Here is a 19,933-nt window from a genome sequence, read left to right on the forward strand (position 1 = left end):
GGGCCGAGCGCAGACGCAGCGGCACGCACAGAGACGGGCTTGCCCGCACCGCCTGTGGCCCGCACTATGCGCCGACTTGTTGTGAAGTTGATCCGGTGCGCCTTCTATCCCGCTTGCCCCATTGGCTGCTCGCTGTGTTCTGGGTGTGCCTGTGTCTGGCAGTGCTTCCAGTGCAGGCGCGGACGCCCGCAACACCTGTCCCCATTCAGCTGACGATTGCTGACGGACTGCCGTCCGATACGATCAATCAATTGGCCGAAGACAAACAGGGGTATCTGTGGCTTGCCAGTGATGATGGGTTGGCCAGGTTCGACGGCCGCAAATACCGCATCTGGCGGATGGAAGATGGCCTGACCAGCAATGTCGTCTGGACCATCTGTGTCGATGCCCACGATCGGGTGTGGATGGGCTTTGAGGATGGCGGCGTTGGCTATCTGGAAGCGAACACGCGCACGTTCAAACGCCTGGAGGATCCACATTTCCCGGAACTACGCGACGCGACCTTGTGGTCATTGGCACAGACGCCGGACGGCGATATCTGGATCGGCACTGCCAAGCAAGGCCTCTATCGTTACCGCTCCGATGGACGGATGCAGCACTTTTCTGCCAAGGCCGGAGATCTGGCGAGCTTGCCGTCCGACAATGTGGTGGGTCTTGAGGTTGCGCCCGACGGCGCACTGTGGATCGGCACCTGGGGCGGGCTCGTGCACTGGGATGGTCGACGCTTGGAGCGCGTGCCGTTGCCGGGCCCGTCCCAGGCAGTCAACAGGTTGTACAAGGAGTCCGACGGCAAGGTGCTATGGGTTGCCGATTTTGATGGCAATACAGTCCAGTTCAATACTGTCGGGCCGTCCACGCCTCGTCCCTGGCACAGCGTCACGGCCACGCCGCAGGTCAAAGGCGTGCTGCTGCGCGATCGCGTTGGGCGCTATTGGCTGGATACCGATACCGGCCTTGGGATGAGAGCCGGTGGCGGCGCCGTCGAACGCGTGCCGGTCTACAGTTTTTCGGCGCACGGCCTGGTCAACCGGAACTGGATTACCGCTTACGAGGACCGCGAAGGAGGGCTGTGGTTCGCGAGTCTGGAGGGCGGGCTGTGGCATCTGCCTCCGCGTTGGGACACCTTCGCCCTGTTCTCGCACCGCGCGGATGACCCGCAGTCCCTCGCCAATCCCTCGGTCGTTGCGACAGCCCCTTCGCGCACGGGCGGGATCTGGCTGGTCGGTACACGCGGTGCGCTTGAGCACTTCGATCCGGTCACCGGCCGCATCGAGCGACATCTGGCCCCGATTGATCCAGAACGCGTTCCCGACACCGTCATTGAAAGCACACTGGGGAAGGTCTGGATCGGTGTACAGGGCACGCTGGTTCGGTACGATCCGCGGACACGCGAGGTCAAGCGCTGGCCGCTGCTCAAGCACATGCACGATCCCGCAGCCGACCCCGAGATTGCGGGCAGGCCGGGCAGGATGGCCGAGGATGCGCAAGGACGCATCTGGGTCGCATTGCTGACGCACGGGGTGCAACTCTGGAGCAGCGAGGGCCAACTGCTCAGAACGATCGACTATGCAAGCCACGGGCTGAAAGCGCTGACCGTCCTGGATATGCGGACCGGGCCGGATGGACAAATCTGGCTGAGCAACAATGCCGGACTGTGGCGATGGGACCCGCATGCCGACCAGTTCGTTGCGGTGCGTGGCGTGCCGTCCCTGCCGACCTATGTGTTTCGCCAGGGCGAGGGGGGCGTTGTCTGGGTTGGGTTGGCAGGAAAACTACAGCGCTATCTCTGGGACGGCAGGCAGCTCACGCTGCTGGATACGGTGGGGAAGGACCAGGAGTTTCCGAAGGTCTCGCCGACCGGCCTGGTGGTCGATGCCGGCGGCGTGGCCTGGGTCTCCAGTCATCGTGGCCTGATTCGGGTCGATCCCGGCAGCAAGCTGGTGCGGGTGTATGACGTACACGATGGTCTTCCCACCTCGCCTCTGCAGGTGGCGACTTTAGTGCAGGCGAACACCGGGCAGATCCTGGGCGGCACGTCCGATGGCATCGTGGTGTTCGATCCAGCCACGATGCGCCCGAATTCACGTCGACCGCGGTTGCTGATCGAACGCGTCAGCCTGCGACGCGGTGAGCGCGAACTGGATGTCACCGGCAAGGCACCACTGCAAGTGCAGGACGGCGACCGCGACCTGCATATCGTTGCGCGGATGCCCACGTTCACCAATCCCGAATCCACGAGCTACCGCTTCCGTTTGAGCGGCTACGACCCGGACTGGATCGATGTGGGCTCCACTGGCGAGCGCCTGTTCTCGCGTCTGCCTTCAGGGCATTACACGCTGGAAGTGCAGGGGCGCACTGCCGATGGCATTTGGTCTGCGAGCCAGGCATTACGTTTTCAGGTGTTGCCGCCATGGTGGCTGTCGCCGTGGGGTTTGAGTTTGCTCGCTTTGCTGACCATGTGCCTGATTGCTGCGGCCACCTTGTTGTACCGCCGTCGACTGCGTCGCTTGAACGCCTGGCAGCTGGCGGTGCACAAACAGGAACTGGCCGAGCAAGCCTCTTTGGCCAAGACCCGTTTTCTCGCAACGCTCGGCCACGAAGTGCGCACGCCGATGACTGGCGTTTTAGGTATGAGCGAATTGCTGCTCAAGACATCGCAGGATGCAACGCAGCGTAGCTATACCGAATCGATCCGTCGCGCGGGTGCGCATCTGCTGCGGCTGGTCAACGATGCGTTGGACCTGGCCCGCATCGAATCCGGACGGCTGGAACTGGATTTCGAGCCATTTTCGGTGCGTCAACTCGTGGCCGAAGTGGAAGCGCTGATGGCACCGTTGGCGCAAGAGCGCGGCCTGCGTTTCAACCTGGAAATCGGTTTGCTCGGCGACATCACCGCCAGTGGCGATTCCACCCGCATCCGGCAGATTCTGCTCAATCTGCTCAATAACGCGATCAAATTCACCGAGCGTGGCGTGGTCGGTTTGAAGTTGACCACGCTCGGTTCCTATCAAGGCCTGCGCTTTGAAGTGGCTGACACGGGTCCTGGCATTAACGCCGAACAGAAAGCGCGCCTGTTTCAGCGCTTCGAGCAGGGCGATGGTGCGAGGACGACTTCACGCTATGGTGGCAGTGGTCTGGGCTTGGCGATCTGCCAGGAGCTGGCGATGGCAATGGGCGGGCAGATCGAGGTGATCAGCCGACTCGGTGCGGGGACGCGCTTTGTGGTGGATCTGCCCCTGCGCTGGGTGGCGTCCAATGCAACGCTGGGCGGCGAAGTGACGCATGTTGGCAACGCGGTCGAACCGCAGCGCATCCTGCTGGTGGAAGACGACGCGACGATCGCGGAGGTCATTATCGGCTTGCTGCGTGCGCAGGGGCATTCGGTCGTGCATGCACCGCACGGCCTGGCGGCGTTGACCGAGGCGGCCGACAACACCTTCGATCTGGCGTTGCTGGATCTGGATTTGCCCGGGCTGGATGGGTTCGCGCTGGCGCGGCAACTGCGCGTATTCGGCTACGAGATGCCATTGATCGCCGTGACCGCACGCTCCGATGAAGCCGCCGAGCCGAACGCACAGGAGGCCGGCTTCGACAGCTTCCTGCGCAAGCCGCTCACCGGCGACATATTGGCCGACACCATCGCCGAGGCGTTGCGGCGTGCAGGCCCACGCGACGGTCTCTAGCCGCCACGGATGCGTGACATTGCGCTGCCGCTACTCGGCAACCGCTTCGACTTCCTTGGGATGCGGCCGCGTCTCGGCCAGCTGCCAGAAGATCAACGTCGACGACAAGGTGATACCGCCGACGCACAGGAAGGTGGCATGCAGCGCTGCGGTGGCTCCATGCGTGTCGCCCAGATGCGTGTTGAAAGCGGCCAGCAAGCTACCGGCTGCTGCTGCGCCGAAACCGGTGGACAGCATCATCACCATCGATAGCAAGCTGTTGCCGGGGCTGGCGTGGTCGTGGCCCAGGTCGCGCAGGGTCACGGTGTTCATGACGGTAAATTGCAGCGAATTCACCGCGCCGAAGCAGGCCAATTGCACCAGGCGCAGCCACAGCGGCTGGCCGATATCGATCAACGCAAAGCTGGCCATTGCCATGCCCACCAAGACGGTGTTGAGCATCAGCACGCGTCGATAGCCGAAGCGTCCCACCAGTTTGACCGCCGCGCGTTTGGAGGCCATGCCGGCCAACGCCACTGGCACCATCATCAGCCCCGCATTCATCGGGCTCATGCCCAGGCCCACCTGCAATAGCAACGGGATCAGAAACGGCATCGAGCCGCTGCCCACACGTGCGAACAGGTTGCCCAGAATACCGATGCGGTAGCTCGCCACCTTGAACAGCGCCAGCGGAAACAGCGCATTGGTGGTGTCGCCGGCATGCAGCCAGTAGCCGGCCAGTGCGGCAAGTCCGCCGATCGCCAGCAGCATCACAAACGCATGGCGCAGGCCGAGTTCGGAGATGCCATCCAGGGCCAGCGACAATGCCACCATGCCGAACGCCAGCATCAGGTAGCCAACCAAGTCGAAGCGCTTGCGTGCATCGCCATAGTGATCCGGCATGATCTTGAGCGCGGCAATAAACCCGATCACCCCGATCGGCAGATTGATCAAGAACACCCAGTGCCACGAGGCGACTTCGACCAACCAGCCGCCCAAGGTCGGGCCGATCAGTGGGCCGATCAGAGCGGGGATCGCGATGAAGCTCATCGCACGCAGGAAGTCTGCGCGTGCCACCGTCTTGAGCACCGCCAGTCGTCCGACCGGCAGCAGCATCGCGCCGCCGATGCCTTGCACCACGCGTGCAGCCACCAGCTGCGGCAAGTGTTGTGCGGCTGCGCACAGCAGCGAACCCAAGGTGAACACGATGATCGCAGCAAGGAAGGTGCGCCGCGTGCCGAAGCGATCTGCAATCCAACCCGAGGCGGGGATAAACATCGCCACTGCCAGCGCATAACTGAAGACCACCGACTGCATCTGCAGCGGACTTTCGTGCAGGCTGCGTGCCATCGACGGCAACGCCGTATTGACGATGGTGGCATCCAGCATCTGCATGAAGATGGCCAGCGACACCAGCCACAGCAGCGGCTTGATGGCGTCGTAGGCGCGCAAGGCGGGGGCAGGCTGAGACATGGGTATCGCCAACGTGAGGACAGCACATTATCCCCGCCGCATTGTGCAGAAAGTCGCAACGCGTACGGTCCCATTGCATTCGTCCGTCACAGCGATGCACCGGCAACGAATGAGACACGCCGCACCTAATTGATTGTCAGGCCAGCCGCGCGGCATGAATCGTCGGGACGAAGATCCGGGGGCGTGCTAATGCCCGGCTTGGCTTGCAACAACTGATTGATTCGCTGGCGAATCTCTCGTGTCTCCAACCGGTCTAGGCAAGGCGAGCGAGTGCTCACCTTGCGTGCGCTGGATGGATCGGGCAGGAGGCGGGGAGACCGCTGAGATAACCAAGCGCACTTCATCTCTTGGAGCTTTGCCGACGGTCTGGTCAGGGATGGCGCGACTTGGGTATGGCCGCCTTCAGAGCGCGCCAATTATCAGGTCGGACATTCCATGGAAAAGCAGGTGTTCAATGTATTACAGCGCGCCTTTCTCGCGCGCGATCCCTTAACCACAACGCTCGCCAAGATCGCTGCAGCGCTATCGCAGAGCGACATCTTGAACGGCGCGGCATGTGCGTTTGTCGAGGAGAAGGACAGCAATCGGTCGGCTTCTGACGTTGCGAACATGCAGGGAAGCTTGACCCGGTGCTTTCCCGTCCAACATGCGCAGCAGGTTCTCGGCAGATTGACAGTGACGCTGGCGCACGGCGGTATGACCACACAAGCGATGACGCTATGTCAGCAGATTGCAAAATGTTGTGCCTACCTGATCAAGCGCGATGCCGCACGGGCGTTGGCGGAAGATCGGTTCGCTCGATCACTGCTGATTACAGGCATTTCCGAAGAAGTCTGGATGATCGATGCGTTCGTCGAGCAGGCCGCAGACAGTCGCTTGCCAGTCATCGTGCACGGCGAGTTCGGTACCGAGAAGCAGGCAGTGGCCTTCTTGTTGCATGCGACATCACCTTGGCGACAGTGGCCGTTCGTCGTGGTCGACTGCATCCATCCTGCCGGTGCGCCGGCAGAGTGGTTCGAGCGCGCCGCGGGAGGAACCTTGTTCCTGCAGGGTATTGATGAGCTTGACGACACCCTGCAACGTCAATTGGCCGGGTATCTTTCATGCGGATACGGGCCATGGCCCACCTCGGGTGACGAGGCCGCGTGCCGCGTGATCGCCTCCACGACCGCCAATCTGTCGCGCCGCGTGCGTGCGCAGCGCTTTTCTCGTGCGTTGTTGTCGCAACTGGATGTCCTGGCCATCGTGCTTGCTCCCTTGCGAAACCGGCGGGCAGACATCGGCTTTCATGTCGAGCGCGTTCTGGATCGCCATGGCCTGGATCCCCTCCAGCTGATCACCGAACCGCTGATGGACGCCTTGATCCACTATCCATGGCCCGAAAACCTCCAGGAGCTGGAACGGGTGATGCTGCGCCTGGCGGCCATGACTGGCGGCAGGCCGATAAGCAGCGCCGACATCCAACGTCACGTCCCGCGCTTGGTGGAAGGGCGGGAGCAAGACGCGCAGCGCGATGTGCACTCCACGATGCCGCCACAGGACGATCTTTCGGCCGAGCCCACGCTGCCAGAGACGCCTGTCGACTGGATCGACGGCCTTCCGCATCGCCCCGGTCAACGCCTCACCAGCCTGCACGACGCACTGCGGCGCGCCCTGGTGCATCTGGGCGAACACTACGCCGAGCCGCTGACCCTGGGCGAGCTGGCCCGGCAGGCGCACGTCAGCCAGTCGCACTTAGGCTTCCTGTTCCGCGACGAACTTGGCACCCCGTTCAAACCGATGCTGCAGCAGCTACGCATCGAAAAAGCCAAGGAACTGCTGCATCGGCAACGCAAGCTGCGCATCACCGAAGTGGCACTGAAGGTCGGCTTTGGCGACCTGAGTCATTTCGAAAAGAGCTTCCGGCGGCTGGTGGGGGTGAGCCCGCGTCAGTTCCGTAATGCCGGCGCACGAGGCGGGGCGTCACCGGTCTAGGCGTTAGGTAGCAATGTCTTGATGGTTTCGTGCTGCTTGGACAGCAGATCACGCAGCACGAACTCTCCAATCAGCGCAGCAGCTGCCTTGCGCTGACCGTCAATGTCTGGGAGCGCTGCATATGTATTGGCGCGATCGGACGGGCTTGAATAGAAGGGTGCCTGCGCCTCAGTGGCGGTGGTGAGAGTCAAAAACGCGACGGCCGTTTTTGCGAACGGCGGTTTCTTGTTGTTGACGAACACCACCAGCGTGCACTCGTAGCTGATGCCTCCCACCCTCGGTGTGTTGTGTGGTTGGTCCAGGATGTTGACGTCCTCGCCGAGCCAGCGTCCGACGGCTTGCTCGAATGCGGCAATGTCCAGCCCTCGTAGCTGTTTATGGGTCACCCGTGCCACCGCCGCCATGTCCACGCCGGAAAAACGCAGTCGGTCAATTGCCAGATAAGGGCTCTGGGCGAGGATGCTCATCAACTGGAGATCGTCGCTGAAAGCTGCCGAAAGCACGACCGGCGCGGTGAAGGACGCCGACAGCAGCGTGAGCAGGGTGCCGGTGCCATAGCGTGCGGCAAGGATGCGCGTGCGCGTTGCATCGGTGGGTTGCCCGTTGACGTAGTCCGGTGCGGCTCCCAACGTGCGTGCACGCACCGACGCCATTAACGCGTTTACCAGCGCGGTGGCGTCGTCGCCAGCTTGCCCGACGTGTCTGCCCGCCATTGCATCGAGTACGTCTTGAAAATGCGGCAGTTGCGCTCTGGACGCGTACCAGGCGTGGATGGCGGCCACACGTTCGCGTCGCTTGGCCTCCTTGTGTGCGCCCAATGCGAGCGGGTCGCTGGCGATCTCGCACAACATCAGCAGATTTTCGCGTAGATGATAATCCAGGTCCGGGAGCGGCAATTGCCAGCGCTCCTGCGTGCCGCCAGCAGTGGCGATGGTGAGATGGGCGTTTTCCATCTCCGACCAGATCGCGATCGCTTCGATCGTGTCGCGACGCGGCAGGCTCACGTCGATCAATTCCATGAGTATGCCGCGTGGACTTGCCGGTTCCGAAACAATCCGGTCGGCATAGGTTTCCATGAGGGTGGCGTGCCAGGTGTAACCCAGGCGATAGAGCACGAATGGCTTGATTCCGTCGTTCAGCACGATGCCTGGCGGGGATGGTGTATCGCGCTCGCCGATCTTGGCGATCTCTACCCCGGTATAAGCGGAAAGGCCGGTGCGGTCACGCTCGAAGACCCGGCGTAATGTCTGGGGCGCGTCACAGGTGACCAAGCACCGCACGTCGACTGCGTTCGGACTCCATTGCGCACGTGGGATTGGGTAAAGCTGTTCTGACAGCGGAGATTCGAGGGCCGTCAGCAGACTGAGTTCAAAGGCGATGAGGACGCCGACCTTCCGCATCTCATCGACGACGATGTCTTCAATTTCCGCATGCAGTGCATCCTGCACGGATGTGGGAAGCCACGGGTCGATCGCGACCTGCGTGTCCCAATCCGAGCTTCCCGAGTCGAATAGGTGCTGGTCCTGCCCTTGCAATAGGTCGATGCATGCTGTGAATGCATTGCCTCCTTTGATGTAAAAGCGTGCCAGCAGCTGGTCGTCACGCAACATGAATCGCTCGCGCACCGCGATGCATAGACCCGCGATCCGATCCTGGATGGTGCCCAATGCCTGGATCACCGCAGAGCGCACGTTGGGACAGCGCGCCGCGTCGTTGATCCGTTTGGTCAACTCGCCGCTGATCGCACGGCGCAGTTGTTCTTGTTCGGGAGATTCCTTCATGGCGTGGCCTCGGCTCGCAACGGGTGGAGAGTGCGTTTGCTCAGGGAGCGCTTGGATCTGCAGCGTCGGAATAATTGAGATCGATCTGCAAACCGTCACAGGGCGTTCCTGGTAGCGACAGCACCGCGTCTTGCTCGCACTGCCAGAGTGCAGCTTGCGCATAACCGCTGCCGGCCGGGTCGGATGCGGTCAACGTCTGGATGTCGCCGGCGTAGGTGTGGGTGTTGGCATTTGCAACGCGCCAGGCCCAGATCTGCAGCGCTGGCCCCGGCGCGAGTGCGGCAACTAGGCTGGCGGCCAGCACGTGCGAGCAATACAGGCCCGGCGCATAGCCGGCAGCGACCAGTGCGGCGATCCAAGCGCGGATGTAGGCGACTCCGTCGGGACTGGGGTGGCCGCCGTCTTCCCAGTCCAGATAGACCACCGCACCAAAGGGAAAGCCCTCTCGATTGGCCAGGGCGGCTGCGTTTGCGCCGTCTAGGCTGCCCTGTGCTGCAGTCACGGTGTGCGAGCCCGGCCCGGTGGTCTGCTGGCCCAGGTAGACCGGCGCCAGCCCCCACCCATTGGCGACCAGTGTTGGCCGCCATCCCATCCAATCTGTATCGGCATGGCTAGGTGCCGGCGCAAGGTAATAGCCGCACCATGCCAGGGCGGTATTCGCCTTCAACCAGGCGAGCGCGGGCAGTCCTGGAAAGCGGGCGGTATCGAAGCCGATGTGGAACGTCATGATGAAACTCCCGCGTCTGGAAAAGGAGGGTGAAGCGAGCAGTCAGACAATGGCTTGCAGATGCAATGCGATCTGCGCGTACCAATCGATGGCGTGGCGTGGGTAGGCCTCCCAGCCACTGCTGCTGCGAATCAAGTGCGCCGAGCCGCGTGCTGGCGGATAGGCGATGCCTGCGGTGATGCATGCCCCTTCCCAGAGGGCAGGTGCCGACAGGGTTTGGGGGATACCCAGATAGTCGGTCAGTTTCGATTTATTGACACATCGCATAGACGCGATTTCCCAATCGCAGATCCCACTTCCGCGTGGCCGACTGCCGCTTGCGCCTGCGGCGGTGGCCTGGTTGATGGATGTCACGATGGAACCCAGATCGCGCGTGGTCTGGAAACACATCAGGTGAAACAACTCACCATGCGTGTCGGTCAAGTCAACCGGTGGATCGCACGGGAAGTCACTTACATCGTCGAGCGAAAAGCCGGTTTCCTCGGCAAACTCGCGCCGCGCAGCCGCCTCGGGAGATTCGCCGTCGTGGATGCCGCCACCAGGCAATGCCCACTGACCTGCTTGATTGACGATGGTCGGTCGCTGGCTATCGGCCCAACTGGCGATGTTGCGTGCGATCGCCTCTGCCTGCGCACGTGGCGCATTCCACTGCAAGGGATTGCCGACGGAAGCGGGGATGCTGGATGCAAGCGTGTCGGTATCGGTTCTGATGTTCGGAGCAAGCGCAACGGCTGGTCGGCGTGCAGTCGTTACGTCAATGAGGTTTCTGACGGCAAATAACACGTTGTCTGCAATCAGCTTTCCGTCGTGCGTAGTGAGGCATGCGTTCCTTGCAACATCGAGTGCGTTTGCCGCGTCGGGAAAAGCGGGGGTACCGTCGCGCAAGACGTCGCTCGCTGCCCGGTAGGCACTACTCAGATGCGCATGGACATTGGTCCAATCCGGAACGGGATTGGCGTTGACCTTGCACACCAGCGTAAGTGCTTCCATCGCCAGGACAAGCGCCGCGTACCGCGCCCACCACTTGTTGAAATTGCGTTTGCGTGCAATCAGATAGTTGCCGGCTCCGTCCGTCACCGCCGCATAGACCTGTGGCATGCCATCAGCTCCGGTCTGGCGTCGATGGGCGCGACGCTTCCGGCGGCGGCAAGTCGGGTGTGCCGGCGCTCATCGCCTGCTCGGCCTGTTGCGCGGCGGCGACCGCAGCGGCAGCGGCCTGGTCGGCCTGCTGCAAGGCCTGCGCTGCGCTATCGACTTCCCGGCCATAGCCAGCTGAGGCGATCGCGGCGTTTGCGGCCTGCATGGCCGCCTGCACGGCCATGTCGGCCGCGGCCATGGCCTGGTCGACCTGGGCTTGCGCCGCCTTGAGTGCGGCCTCGGCCTGCGACAACGCGGGCGATTGCGCCGCAGAGGCGGCGGTCTGTGCCGGAGGCGTGGGTTGGGTATTGTCGGACATGCGGATGTCTCCTGAAGTGGAAGCGGGATGGGGCGGGGCAACCGCGTCGGTGTGCGGTGGCTGGATCGGGACCGTGAGCGGTGGGATATCGGTCGGGCGCTGCGCTGCGAGAGCGCGCAGCATTTCGCCAAGTGCGTGTTCGGCTTGCGTCATCCCCTGGCGTGCGGCAGCCAGTGCGGCTGCGCGTCCGGCGTGCACTGCGTCGCGAGCCGCGTCGGCGGGGCTTATCGCAAGCGGGGCGTGGTCGGTGGCTGCGGCAAACGAACTCGATGCGTTCACTCCCAGTCCTCCGTGTCTGCAACTTGCGCAGTGCTGGTGGGTACGTGTACGGCTGCGGCACCGAAATCGCGGAGCGAAATGACGCCGCCGTTGACCTGCAGCAGCCCCGCTAGAGAGTCGTTCTGCATGGTGAACACGCAGCTGTTGCCATCCTGGCCCAGCACGCCACGGCTGGGCCGGTTTGCAGCAAGAAACGCTTGCGCAGACTGCAGGTAGAGACCAATCGCGTCGCTTGCCGCATCGCCGTCGCCGTGGTAGCGGGTGTGTTGAACGATCTGCTGTGCCGCCAGCGATAGCCGTGCGAAGCCGATCTGGCGACCGCGTGCCAACCACTCTGCAACGCTGCGTTCGACTTCATTGGGCGACGGCAGACCCTGGACTTGCGGGCAATCCAGGGTGGTGAACAGCAGCGGCAACAGCGTCTGCAATGCCGAGGCCGCCGCGTGCGCGCGCTCTTCTGCAACTGCGATGGTGGCCGTGCAAGCCAGATAGAAGCGGTAGTAGTCGCAGAATTCCAGCGGCGTTCGCGCCTGCTCGATGGCGAAGGCCGCCGCTTCCTGTTGCAGTGCCGGCATCACGTTGGCCGGCGGCGCGTCGGCCGCCAGTTGGCGTAGCGCCAGGCTTTCTTCCAGGTCCAGCGACTGGAACACTGCAGCGCCATCGACCTTCAACTGCATCAGCAGGCTGCGGCCCGCGGCCAGATCGCTTGCCGTGAACAGGGCGTTGTCGCGGAAGATGCGCTGCAGCTGCGCCTTGACCACCGACCCGGTATCGCCGGCTTCTGCCTGCGCCAACGTGCCCAGGTCGGTCGGGCTCAGAGTCATCAGCTTGACCGGGCTGACCTTCAGCTCCAACTGCGGCAACAAGGCCAGGCGCGAGCCGTGCAAGCCTTGCTGCACGTCGTCGAGCAAGCTGCTCTCGTCGGGAAAGTCATAACGCACACCGGGCGACTGGATCGCCCAGGCCAGCCACTGCGTGCCTCCATCGATGAAGGCCAGGCAGTGCCTGCCCAGCGTCGAGAGCATCGTTGGCATCGAGATCAGGCGGCCTGCGATCGAAACGGACATTGCATGACTCCTTGTGAGTTCAGCCAGCGGGGAAGTTCTTCAGCACCAGCCCGGCCGCCGAGCCGATCCTGGCAAAGTCGTCGGTGGCGCCCTGCATCAGCGCCTGCGCCTGCGTCAGTGCAATGACGTACTTGTCATCGCCGGTGGCCAGGTACTGCGCCATCGCAACGCCAACGGCCGTGGTTGCGATCGTGGACACATTGCGTAACGCATCGGTCGCGTCCTGCACCGCGATGGCGGTGGACTGCGCCACGGATTGGTAGGCTTTGCCGGCGCCACTGGTCAGCACGACCTGCGGACTCATGGTCGCCAGCTGCACCTGGTTGATGACATCGATGACCTGCGCATTGACCTTTGTCGGTTCCATCTTGGTTCCCATAGAATGATCGGCCGCCTTTCAATGAGGCCTGGTGGTAGGGGTGGATGACGTCACTTCTGCCAGCGGCCTATGACTGAGTAGGCGGCGCAGGTGCAGGTGCAGGGATAGATGCAGATGCAGGTGCAGCAGGAGCAGCAGGTGCAGGTGCAGGAACAACAGGGGGTGCGCCAGCAGTTGGAGTTGTGGAGGAAGGCGCGAGTGCAGCAACAGGAGCAGCAGGAGAGGCAGCATGATCGGGGCCGGCGCCGGAGGCGGGGGGAGTGGCAGGCAGCGGTGGCGGTACGCTCAGCGCATGCACGTCCATGAGGTCGGCGGTTGCGGCCGCCGCATCCGCTGAAGCGCCTTGTGCTTGGGTTTTCAGTACGTCGACGGCCACCTTGGCTTCTGCCGCTGCGGCGGCAATCACCGCGGCTGGCGGAGGCGGTACGGAGGGCGGGCCAGGTAACGGCGCAACTGTCGGCGCTGGCCCGGGGGATGGGGGCGGCAACGGCGGCGCAACCGGGAACGGTGCTGAGATCATCTTGGCGCAGGCTGCGGTGATCGCTGCTGCATTGATCATGCCCGCGCCTTGCTGCCGGTTGACGGCGTTGTGCATCGCCATGCCCAGCGTCTCAAGCATCACGGCATCGAGCATGCCGAGCGCCTGTGCAGGCGCCTGACCGGTGGTCAGCGTCACGATGCTGCTCACCGCGTCGACGATCTGGCTGTTCACGCTACTGTCGTCGATCATGACGAAGTCGCTCCCTTCTGGATGATGAGGGCAAGGATGTTGGTGAGTGCGGCATCGGCGAGAACCTGTCCGCGTTGTTGGCTGGCAACGGCGTTTCCCATCGCCAACGCGATGGAGTCCGCCAACGCCAGGTAGGTGGCTCCCATCGCGAAGGCCGGCGCTTGCCCGATGGCCATCGCCGCACCCGTTGCGGCAGTACCGATCAGGCTGGCGACGCTTGCGGTGGACGCGCTTGGCTCCATGACGGCGCACTAGCGTCGGCTTTTAGACCAACGACGGCCTGCGCTGTTCAACGCCAGCCGAAGCCGAGAACAGCACGGTGTTCTGTGGCTCGTGTTTGCCTGCGTACTGCAACGCCACGCCATTGGGCATGCATTCCAGAAACGCAATATTGCCGTGCGGTACGTCGATCTTGCTGTCTAGCTGATGGCGATAGACCAGCGGCTGCGCTCCGGGAATCAAGGGCAGGATGCCGTCGAACTCGACGTTCATCACTGCCTTTTGGTGCGGCGCAAATGTCGCCACGATGGTGCGGCCCCTGATCAGTCTGACGAAGACGTCCAGGGTGTTGGACGTGGTGATATGACGTAGTTGCAGCATGAGGCGTCCTTTCTCGATTCGGCCAATGAACTGCGTGGGAGTTGCAAGGGTTTCGTGCATCGAACCAGGCGCCGCTCGTGCTGTGGCAGCGGCGCCTGGTGGCAGATTACCGGAGCCCGGCGCTCAGGATTTCCCTGGTGGCGACGCCATCGGACGCGGTATCGATCGAATACAGGGTGGAAACGCCCTGGGTCGTCGATGCCTGCATCGTCACGTAGGACTGCTGCTGATTGTTGGTGGCATTGTGGGCGGCGTTGGACAGCGCCTGGCTGGTGGCAACGAACAGGTTGCCCATTGCAATCGCCGGCGCATCGCCGAGGACCTTGGTGTTGACCTGGGAAACGGAGTCGGTGATCTGGCTGTTGACGGCAGTCGGAAAGGCCATGGTGATAGCTCCTAGAGGTAGTGAAGGAATGAAGACGCTGCAGCGTTAGCAGTTAGCCGAGAATCTTCTTGGTGGCGGCACCCGTGGCGCCGGTATCGAGCGAATACAGCAGCGAAACGCCCATCGTGGTCGCTGCCTGTGCGGTGACATACATCTGTTGTTGCGCGAGTGTTGCGTTGTGGGCTGCGTTTGCCAGCGCCTGTGCGGTGGCCTGGTACAGATTGCCCATGGCTGCAGCAGGGGAGCTTCCCAGCACTTGCAGGTTGGCCTGGGTAACCGAATCGGTGATCTGGTCGTTGACGGCGGTGGGAAATGCCATGCGCGGGTGTCCTTGGCGTCAGCCGAGCCGTTAAACGCTCAGGATCTGCTTGGTAACGACGCCGGTGGTGGCGGTGTCGATGGAGTACAGGGTTGCCACGCCCATCGTGGTGGCCGACTGCGCAGTGACATAGCTCTGCTGCTGCGCATTGGTTGCGTTATGAGCAGCATTGGCCAACGCTTGTGCGGTTGCCTGATACAGATTGCCCATTGCAATTGCCGGTGCATCGCCCAGGACCTTGGTATTTACCTGAGTAACGGAATCGGTGATCTGATTATTGACTGCGGTTGGAAATGCCATTGCTTGCTCCTTATGTGCCAGAAATCACGATTGACTTAGCCCAGGCCCTTCACGCCAGTGCTCAGAATCTGCTTGGTTGCTACCCCAGTGGTGGCGGTATCGATGGAGTACAGGGTGGCCACGCCCATCGTGGTGGCCGACTGCGCGGTGACATAACTCTGCTGCTGCGCATTGGTCGCGTTATGGGCGGCATTGGCTAGCGCTTGTGCGGTCGCCTGGTACAGATTGCCCATCGCAATTGCCGGGGCATCGCCCAGCACTTTGGTATTGGCTTGTGTGACGGAGTCGGTGATCTGGTCGTTGACGGCAGTTGGAAAGGCCATGCTTTTCTCCCTGGTTTGCGGATGTTTGAAGCGCCGGAACAAACGTGACGGTGTCGAGGGTTGGCAGCCTGCCGACCTGTGAGATGTGCCGTGCTGGCATCGCATCACCGTGGAGAAACAGTAGATCGCCCTCGCCTGGAAAAATTGGTTCAAACGATGGCAATGTCGGGCTTATCGACGTGAAGTCCGATTCGCTTTAGAGCGGTAGGCGACGCAATGACGCGTTTTGCAACGGCGTGCGGGGAATGTGTCGGGGAGTCGCGACGCGGGTTACACAAAAGTGATGCAAGACACGCGATACCTATTGCCTGAGCTGAGTCATGGCGCTTGCGTTCGCTTCACGATTCGCTGCAGTAGCGTCGTCGGTAGCTAATGCCTTGTCGGTGGGTTGCGAGATAGGGCTGCCAGCGCATTGCTGATCTGTTGCATGTGAGGCCCTGCATGCGAGCCCGCTTGATTGCCGGAGCAAGCTGGTTGGAGCCGGGTAAGTTGCAACACGAACGCGGCCCTGAGATATCTGCTTGCGCGCGCGTCCGGGAATAAGCCGGCGCGGCACGCGGGCTGCAGACCATCCGACACGCGCGTCGTTGCGCAGGCATGCGCTTGCCACGGCCAAAATCCATGTTGTGCGGTGCCGGTCATCTGCACCTCAGCAATGGTTTGAGTTTGTCTGGCTTAGTGCGGGTGATGAAGCAACGTGCGCCTTGCGTTGCGTTTGGGCGTCGGTAAGGCGGCGTGCGGCCTGCCCACATTCCTGCTGCGGAATTGGAAAGTTAACCAAAGAATGCAGGAAAGCCGCGTCTGGCGCGGCTGTTTTTTCGCACGATTGATGATGGCCTTGCGGTAGGCCTCGCTCTTGCTGGAGAGTCCGGGCGTAAGTGCGGGAAGGCGGGGCATATCTCGGTCGACGTGTCAGTGCCACGCATCTCCGGCGGTCATGCAACCGCCTGCCCGATGCAGCTTCTACCGGACACGATCCTTCTGCGCATCTAGTCCGCGCACGCCAAGACACGGTCGCCAGCGGCGCTGCGCTGTCGACCGTGTCTTGGCATTACCGCTTGCTCAAACTCTGCACTGCGTCCACCAGCACACCGACATGCTCCGGATTCATATCCGGCGACATGCCGTGGCCGAGGTTGAAGACATGGCCTTCGCGCGAGCCGCCATTGCCTTGCGCATAGCTGTCCAGGGTCTTGCCGACTTCGGTGCGGATCGCTTCGGGCGAGCCGTACAGTGTGGCCGGGTCCAGGTTGCCCTGCAGGGCGACGCGGCCGCCTGCGCGTTGCGCGGCGTCGGCCAGCGAAATGGTCCAGTCCACGCCCACCGCTTCGGCGCCGCTGGCGGCCAGATCGGCCACGTAGGCGCCGTTGCCCTTGCCGAACAACACCAGCGGGGTGCGCTCGGCGCCGTCGCCGCGCTCCAGCTCGCGCGCGATGCGGGTGAGGTAGGGCAGCGAGAATTCGCGGTACATCGCCGGCGAGAGCACGCCGCCCCAGGTGTCGAACACCTGCAGGGCCTGCGCACCGGCGGCGCGCTGTGCGGCCAGATAGGCGATCACCGCGTCGGTGACGGTGTTGAGCAGGTGATGCAGCAACTCTGGTGCGTTGAAGGCCATCGCCTTGATGCGTGCGTATTCCTTGCTGCCGCCGCCTTCGATCATGTAACAGGCCAGCGTCCACGGGCTGCCGGAGAAACCGATCAATGGCACGGAACCGTCGAGTTCGCGGCGGATCACGCGCACGGCGTCCATCACGTAGCGCAGCTCGGTTTCCATGTCCGGCACGCCTAGACGGTGGATTGCAGCAGCGTCGCGCACCGGGTGGCGGAACTTGGGGCCTTCGCCTTCGACGAAATACAGCTCCAGGCCCATGGCATCGGGGATGGTGAGGATGTCGGAGAACAGGATCGCCGCATCCAGCGGAAAACGCTGCAGCGGCTGCAAGGTCACTTCGCAGGCGATGTCCGGGTTTTTGGCCATGCCCAGGAAGCTGCCGGCGCGCGCGCGCGTGGCGCGGTATTCCGGCAGATAGCGGCCGGCCTGGCGCATCAACCACACAGGGGTGCGGTCCACGGGCTGACGGTTGAGGGCGCGCAGCAGGCGATCGTTCTTGAGCATGGGAAGGTGTGTCCTCAGCGCGGCGCGTCGGCGCCGCCGGTGATGAGTTGGAAACCGCGTTTGAGTTGGGTGTCGCGCGCCTTGTCGAAGGCGCGGTCCGCTTCATCCTGTTGCAGGTATTGGTCGCGTCGCAGTTGCGTGCGTCCACCGATCTCGCCGGTTTCGCGCAGCAATTCCCAGCCACCGAACAGGTCCGGTTGCAAGGTCAGCTGGACATAGCGGAGCGGCGCGTTACCACCGGGATCGTGCTGTAGAAGGATGCGCATGCGGCCGATTGTAGCCGGCCGCTGCTGAAGGCTGGTGGGGCGGGGGATTGGGGATTGGGGGATAGGAGAGTGGGAAGTTGGGTTGGGACAGGGATGCAGGTGGGTTCCGCAGATAGCGCAAGGCACGGCTCTGCGTGTTTCGGGATGTTCGATCGCGTCTGGGACACTTCGTCGAACCAAGGTCGAGGTGCTTGGGCGATGAAGCGAACGGGGGGCGCAGCCTCAGGGACGGCGCGCCGGCAGCGCCCCGCCGTGAGGCGGATCGGCAGGCGGCCGGCGATCCAGCGTTACACCCAGCCGCTGGCTGCGGATGGCCACCGGTCACACCCAACCCAATGGGCGCCGTGTGACGCAGGCGCCGGCGCTGGGCGCTTAGCCCGCCAGGATCTTCAGCACCGCCGCTTCTTCCACCTCCGGCACAACCTCGGCCTTGCCGATACCACGCCACAGCACCAGGCGCAGGCGGCCGGCGATGTTTTTCTTGTCCAGCCGCATGCGTGCGAGCAGGGCCTCCGGGGTCAGACCTGGCGGGATCTCGGTGGGCAGGTCGAAGTCGTGCAGCAGGGCGCGCAAGGCCTCGGTGTCCTGCGCATCGCTCATGCCCAGTGCGGCCGACAGGCGCGCCGCCAGCACCATGCCGACTGCGACGGCTTCGCCATGGTTGAGGTTGTCGTTGCCGGGCGCGCCGTAGCCTTGTTCGGTTTCGATGGCGTGGCCGAAGGTGTGACCCAGGTTGAGCAGGGCGCGCTCACCTTTTTCCAACGGGTCGCGCGCCACGATTTCGGCCTTGTGCTCGCAGCTGCGGGCGATGGCCTGCGCCAGCGCGGCCGGATCGCTGTCCAGCAGCGCACGGCGCTCGGCTTGCAGCCACTGGAAGAACAGCGGGTCGCGGATGGCGCCGTACTTGATCACCTCGGCCAGGCCGGCGCGCAGTTCGCGCGCGGGCAGGGTGCGCAAGGTGTCGGTGTCGGCGATCACCGCGCGCGGCGGATGGAACGCGCCGACCAGGTTCTTGCCCTGCGGGATGTCCACCGCGGTCTTGCCGCCGACCGAGGAATCCACCATCGCCAGCAGGCTGGTGGGCAGTTGCACGCAGTCCACGCCGCGCATCCAGCACGCCGCCGCAAAGCCAGCCAGGTCGCCGACCACACCGCCGCCCAGCGCGAACACGCAGGCGTCGCGGGTGGCGCCCAGTTCGGCCAGCGCGGTGATCGCAGAGCCAAAGGTATCCAGCGTCTTGGAGGCTTCGCCAGCGGCGATGACCAGTTCGCCAATCTGCAGGTCCGCTCGCGCGTTCAACAGCGCGGCGCGTACGCCTGCCGCGTAATGCGGGGCCACCTGCGAGTCGCTGAGCAGCAGGGCGTGGCGACCGCGCACATGGCTGGCCAGGCGCGCGCCGTCGGCTAATAGGCCGGGCGCGATGGTGATGGTGTAAGGCTGCGCACCGTCGACATCGACGCTGCGCGAGGAACGGGGAAGTGTCATGCGGGGGGACTCGACATGCGCCATCGCGCGGCCAGGCGCAGCACCAACTGCGCGGTCGCCTCGGCGGGGGAAAGATGATCGGTTTCCAGGCTGAGGTCGGCGACCTGCTGGTACAGCGGCGTGCGGTGCGCGGCCATCGCATGCAGCACCTGCTCGCGGTCGGCGCGTTGCAACAGCGGACGATTGCGGTCGCGCGCCAGTCGCGTCAGCTGCGCCGGCACGCTGACATGCAGATACACCACAAACCCACGTGCGCAGATGCGCTGGCGGGTGTGCGGATCCAGCACCGCGCCGCCACCGGTGGAAATCAGTTTGTTGTCCTGTTCCAGCAGCGCCTGCAAGGTCTCCGCCTCATGCTGCCGGAACCTGGCTTCGCCATGCTGCTCGAAGATTGCCGGGATGCTGCTGCCCACCTGTTCGACGATGGCCTGGTCCACATCGACGAACTCCAGCCCGAAGCGCTCGGCCAGGCGACGGCCGATGCAGCTTTTTCCGGCGCCCATCGGGCCGACCATCACGAGATTGGGTGCGGGGTTCATGCGCAGGGATCGTAGCATTCGCACCATCGGGCCGGGCCGATGGTGCGGATCAATTCCCCGCTTCGGCCAGAC

Annotated in this window: 20 protein-coding genes; 2 read left to right on the forward strand and 18 right to left on the reverse strand. The window is 63.4% G+C overall.

What is annotated here, in order from left to right:
• Window positions 1-134: 134 nt before the first annotated feature.
• A complete protein-coding gene (locus M0D43_RS17705) occupies window positions 135-3,683 on the forward strand; it encodes an ATP-binding protein (protein WP_260808289.1) in 3,549 nt (1,182 codons plus the stop codon).
• 30 nt (window positions 3,684-3,713) lie between these two features.
• Here M0D43_RS17705 and mdtD read toward each other — a convergent pair whose 3' ends face one another.
• Window positions 3,714-5,135 (reverse strand): multidrug transporter subunit MdtD, encoded by a 1,422-nt coding sequence (gene mdtD, locus M0D43_RS17710; RefSeq protein WP_260807415.1) that lies wholly within the window; start codon window positions 5,133-5,135, stop codon window positions 3,714-3,716.
• Window positions 5,136-5,570: 435 nt separating this feature from the next.
• On the opposite strand from mdtD, the gene M0D43_RS17715 reads away from it, so the two are divergent.
• Window positions 5,571-7,109, forward strand: coding sequence for an AraC family transcriptional regulator (locus M0D43_RS17715; protein WP_260807417.1), 1,539 nt, complete (start codon window positions 5,571-5,573; stop codon window positions 7,107-7,109).
• Here the strand turns inward: M0D43_RS17715 and M0D43_RS17720 are convergent.
• The 17 genes from M0D43_RS17720 to M0D43_RS17800 form a co-directional block, all read right to left on the reverse strand.
• Window positions 7,106-8,890 (reverse strand): hypothetical protein, encoded by a 1,785-nt coding sequence (locus tag M0D43_RS17720; RefSeq protein ID WP_260807418.1) that lies wholly within the window; start codon window positions 8,888-8,890, stop codon window positions 7,106-7,108. The genes M0D43_RS17715 and M0D43_RS17720 overlap by 4 nt on opposite strands.
• Before the next feature lie 40 nt (window positions 8,891-8,930).
• A complete protein-coding gene (locus tag M0D43_RS17725; protein ID WP_252162418.1) occupies window positions 8,931-9,617 on the reverse strand; it encodes a glycoside hydrolase domain-containing protein in 687 nt (228 codons plus the stop codon).
• A gap of 42 nt (window positions 9,618-9,659) precedes the next feature.
• Window positions 9,660-10,715, reverse strand: coding sequence for an NUDIX hydrolase (locus M0D43_RS17730; protein WP_260807419.1), 1,056 nt, complete (start codon window positions 10,713-10,715; stop codon window positions 9,660-9,662).
• 4 nt (window positions 10,716-10,719) lie between these two features.
• A complete protein-coding gene (locus M0D43_RS17735; protein WP_252162420.1) occupies window positions 10,720-11,073 on the reverse strand; it encodes a hypothetical protein in 354 nt (117 codons plus the stop codon).
• A 275-nt stretch (window positions 11,074-11,348) separates the two neighbouring features.
• Window positions 11,349-12,419 carry a hypothetical protein gene (locus M0D43_RS17740; protein ID WP_260807420.1) on the reverse strand — a complete coding sequence of 357 codons (1,071 nt, stop codon included), beginning with the start codon at window positions 12,417-12,419 and terminating at the stop codon, window positions 11,349-11,351.
• Window positions 12,420-12,438: 19 nt separating this feature from the next.
• Window positions 12,439-12,786, reverse strand: coding sequence for a hypothetical protein (locus M0D43_RS17745; protein ID WP_252162422.1), 348 nt, complete (start codon window positions 12,784-12,786; stop codon window positions 12,439-12,441).
• Between the two features lie 79 nt (window positions 12,787-12,865).
• A complete protein-coding gene (locus M0D43_RS17750) occupies window positions 12,866-13,528 on the reverse strand; it encodes a RebB family R body protein (protein ID WP_260807421.1) in 663 nt (220 codons plus the stop codon).
• On the reverse strand, window positions 13,525-13,704 hold the full coding sequence (locus M0D43_RS17755; RefSeq protein WP_165786143.1) for a RebB family R body protein: 180 nt from the start codon (window positions 13,702-13,704) through the stop codon (window positions 13,525-13,527). Before M0D43_RS17755 ends, M0D43_RS17750 begins: the two co-directional genes overlap by 4 nt.
• Before the next feature lie 88 nt (window positions 13,705-13,792).
• On the reverse strand, window positions 13,793-14,128 hold the full coding sequence (locus tag M0D43_RS17760; RefSeq protein ID WP_260807422.1) for a hypothetical protein: 336 nt from the start codon (window positions 14,126-14,128) through the stop codon (window positions 13,793-13,795).
• A gap of 106 nt (window positions 14,129-14,234) precedes the next feature.
• Window positions 14,235-14,513, reverse strand: a complete 279-nt coding sequence (locus M0D43_RS17765) for a RebB family R body protein (protein WP_022973268.1) — start codon at window positions 14,511-14,513, stop codon at window positions 14,235-14,237.
• Between the two features lie 52 nt (window positions 14,514-14,565).
• Entirely contained in the window at window positions 14,566-14,832 is a 267-nt protein-coding gene (locus tag M0D43_RS17770; protein WP_101361696.1) for a RebB family R body protein, read from the reverse strand.
• A gap of 30 nt (window positions 14,833-14,862) precedes the next feature.
• The gene (locus M0D43_RS17775; RefSeq protein ID WP_064507351.1) at window positions 14,863-15,132 is read right to left on the reverse strand and encodes a RebB family R body protein; all 270 of its coding nucleotides are present in this window, start codon (window positions 15,130-15,132) and stop codon (window positions 14,863-14,865) included.
• 35 nt (window positions 15,133-15,167) lie between these two features.
• Window positions 15,168-15,455, reverse strand: coding sequence for a RebB family R body protein (locus tag M0D43_RS17780; RefSeq protein WP_064507350.1), 288 nt, complete (start codon window positions 15,453-15,455; stop codon window positions 15,168-15,170).
• A gap of 1,051 nt (window positions 15,456-16,506) precedes the next feature.
• A complete protein-coding gene (gene hemE, locus M0D43_RS17785) occupies window positions 16,507-17,571 on the reverse strand; it encodes a uroporphyrinogen decarboxylase (protein WP_252162426.1) in 1,065 nt (354 codons plus the stop codon).
• A 14-nt stretch (window positions 17,572-17,585) separates the two neighbouring features.
• Window positions 17,586-17,837 (reverse strand): WGR domain-containing protein, encoded by a 252-nt coding sequence (locus M0D43_RS17790; RefSeq protein ID WP_010369113.1) that lies wholly within the window; start codon window positions 17,835-17,837, stop codon window positions 17,586-17,588.
• Between the two features lie 372 nt (window positions 17,838-18,209).
• Window positions 18,210-19,322 carry a 3-dehydroquinate synthase gene (aroB, locus tag M0D43_RS17795; protein ID WP_252162427.1) on the reverse strand — a complete coding sequence of 371 codons (1,113 nt, stop codon included), beginning with the start codon at window positions 19,320-19,322 and terminating at the stop codon, window positions 18,210-18,212.
• Window positions 19,319-19,861: a shikimate kinase gene (locus M0D43_RS17800; RefSeq protein ID WP_252162428.1), complete on the reverse strand. Its 543-nt coding sequence runs from the start codon at window positions 19,859-19,861 to the stop codon at window positions 19,319-19,321. Before M0D43_RS17800 ends, aroB begins: the two co-directional genes overlap by 4 nt.
• Between the last annotated feature and the right edge of the window lie 72 nt (window positions 19,862-19,933).

This window comes from Xanthomonas prunicola, assembly GCF_025266575.1.
GTDB classification, from domain to species: domain Bacteria; phylum Pseudomonadota; class Gammaproteobacteria; order Xanthomonadales; family Xanthomonadaceae; genus Xanthomonas; species Xanthomonas prunicola.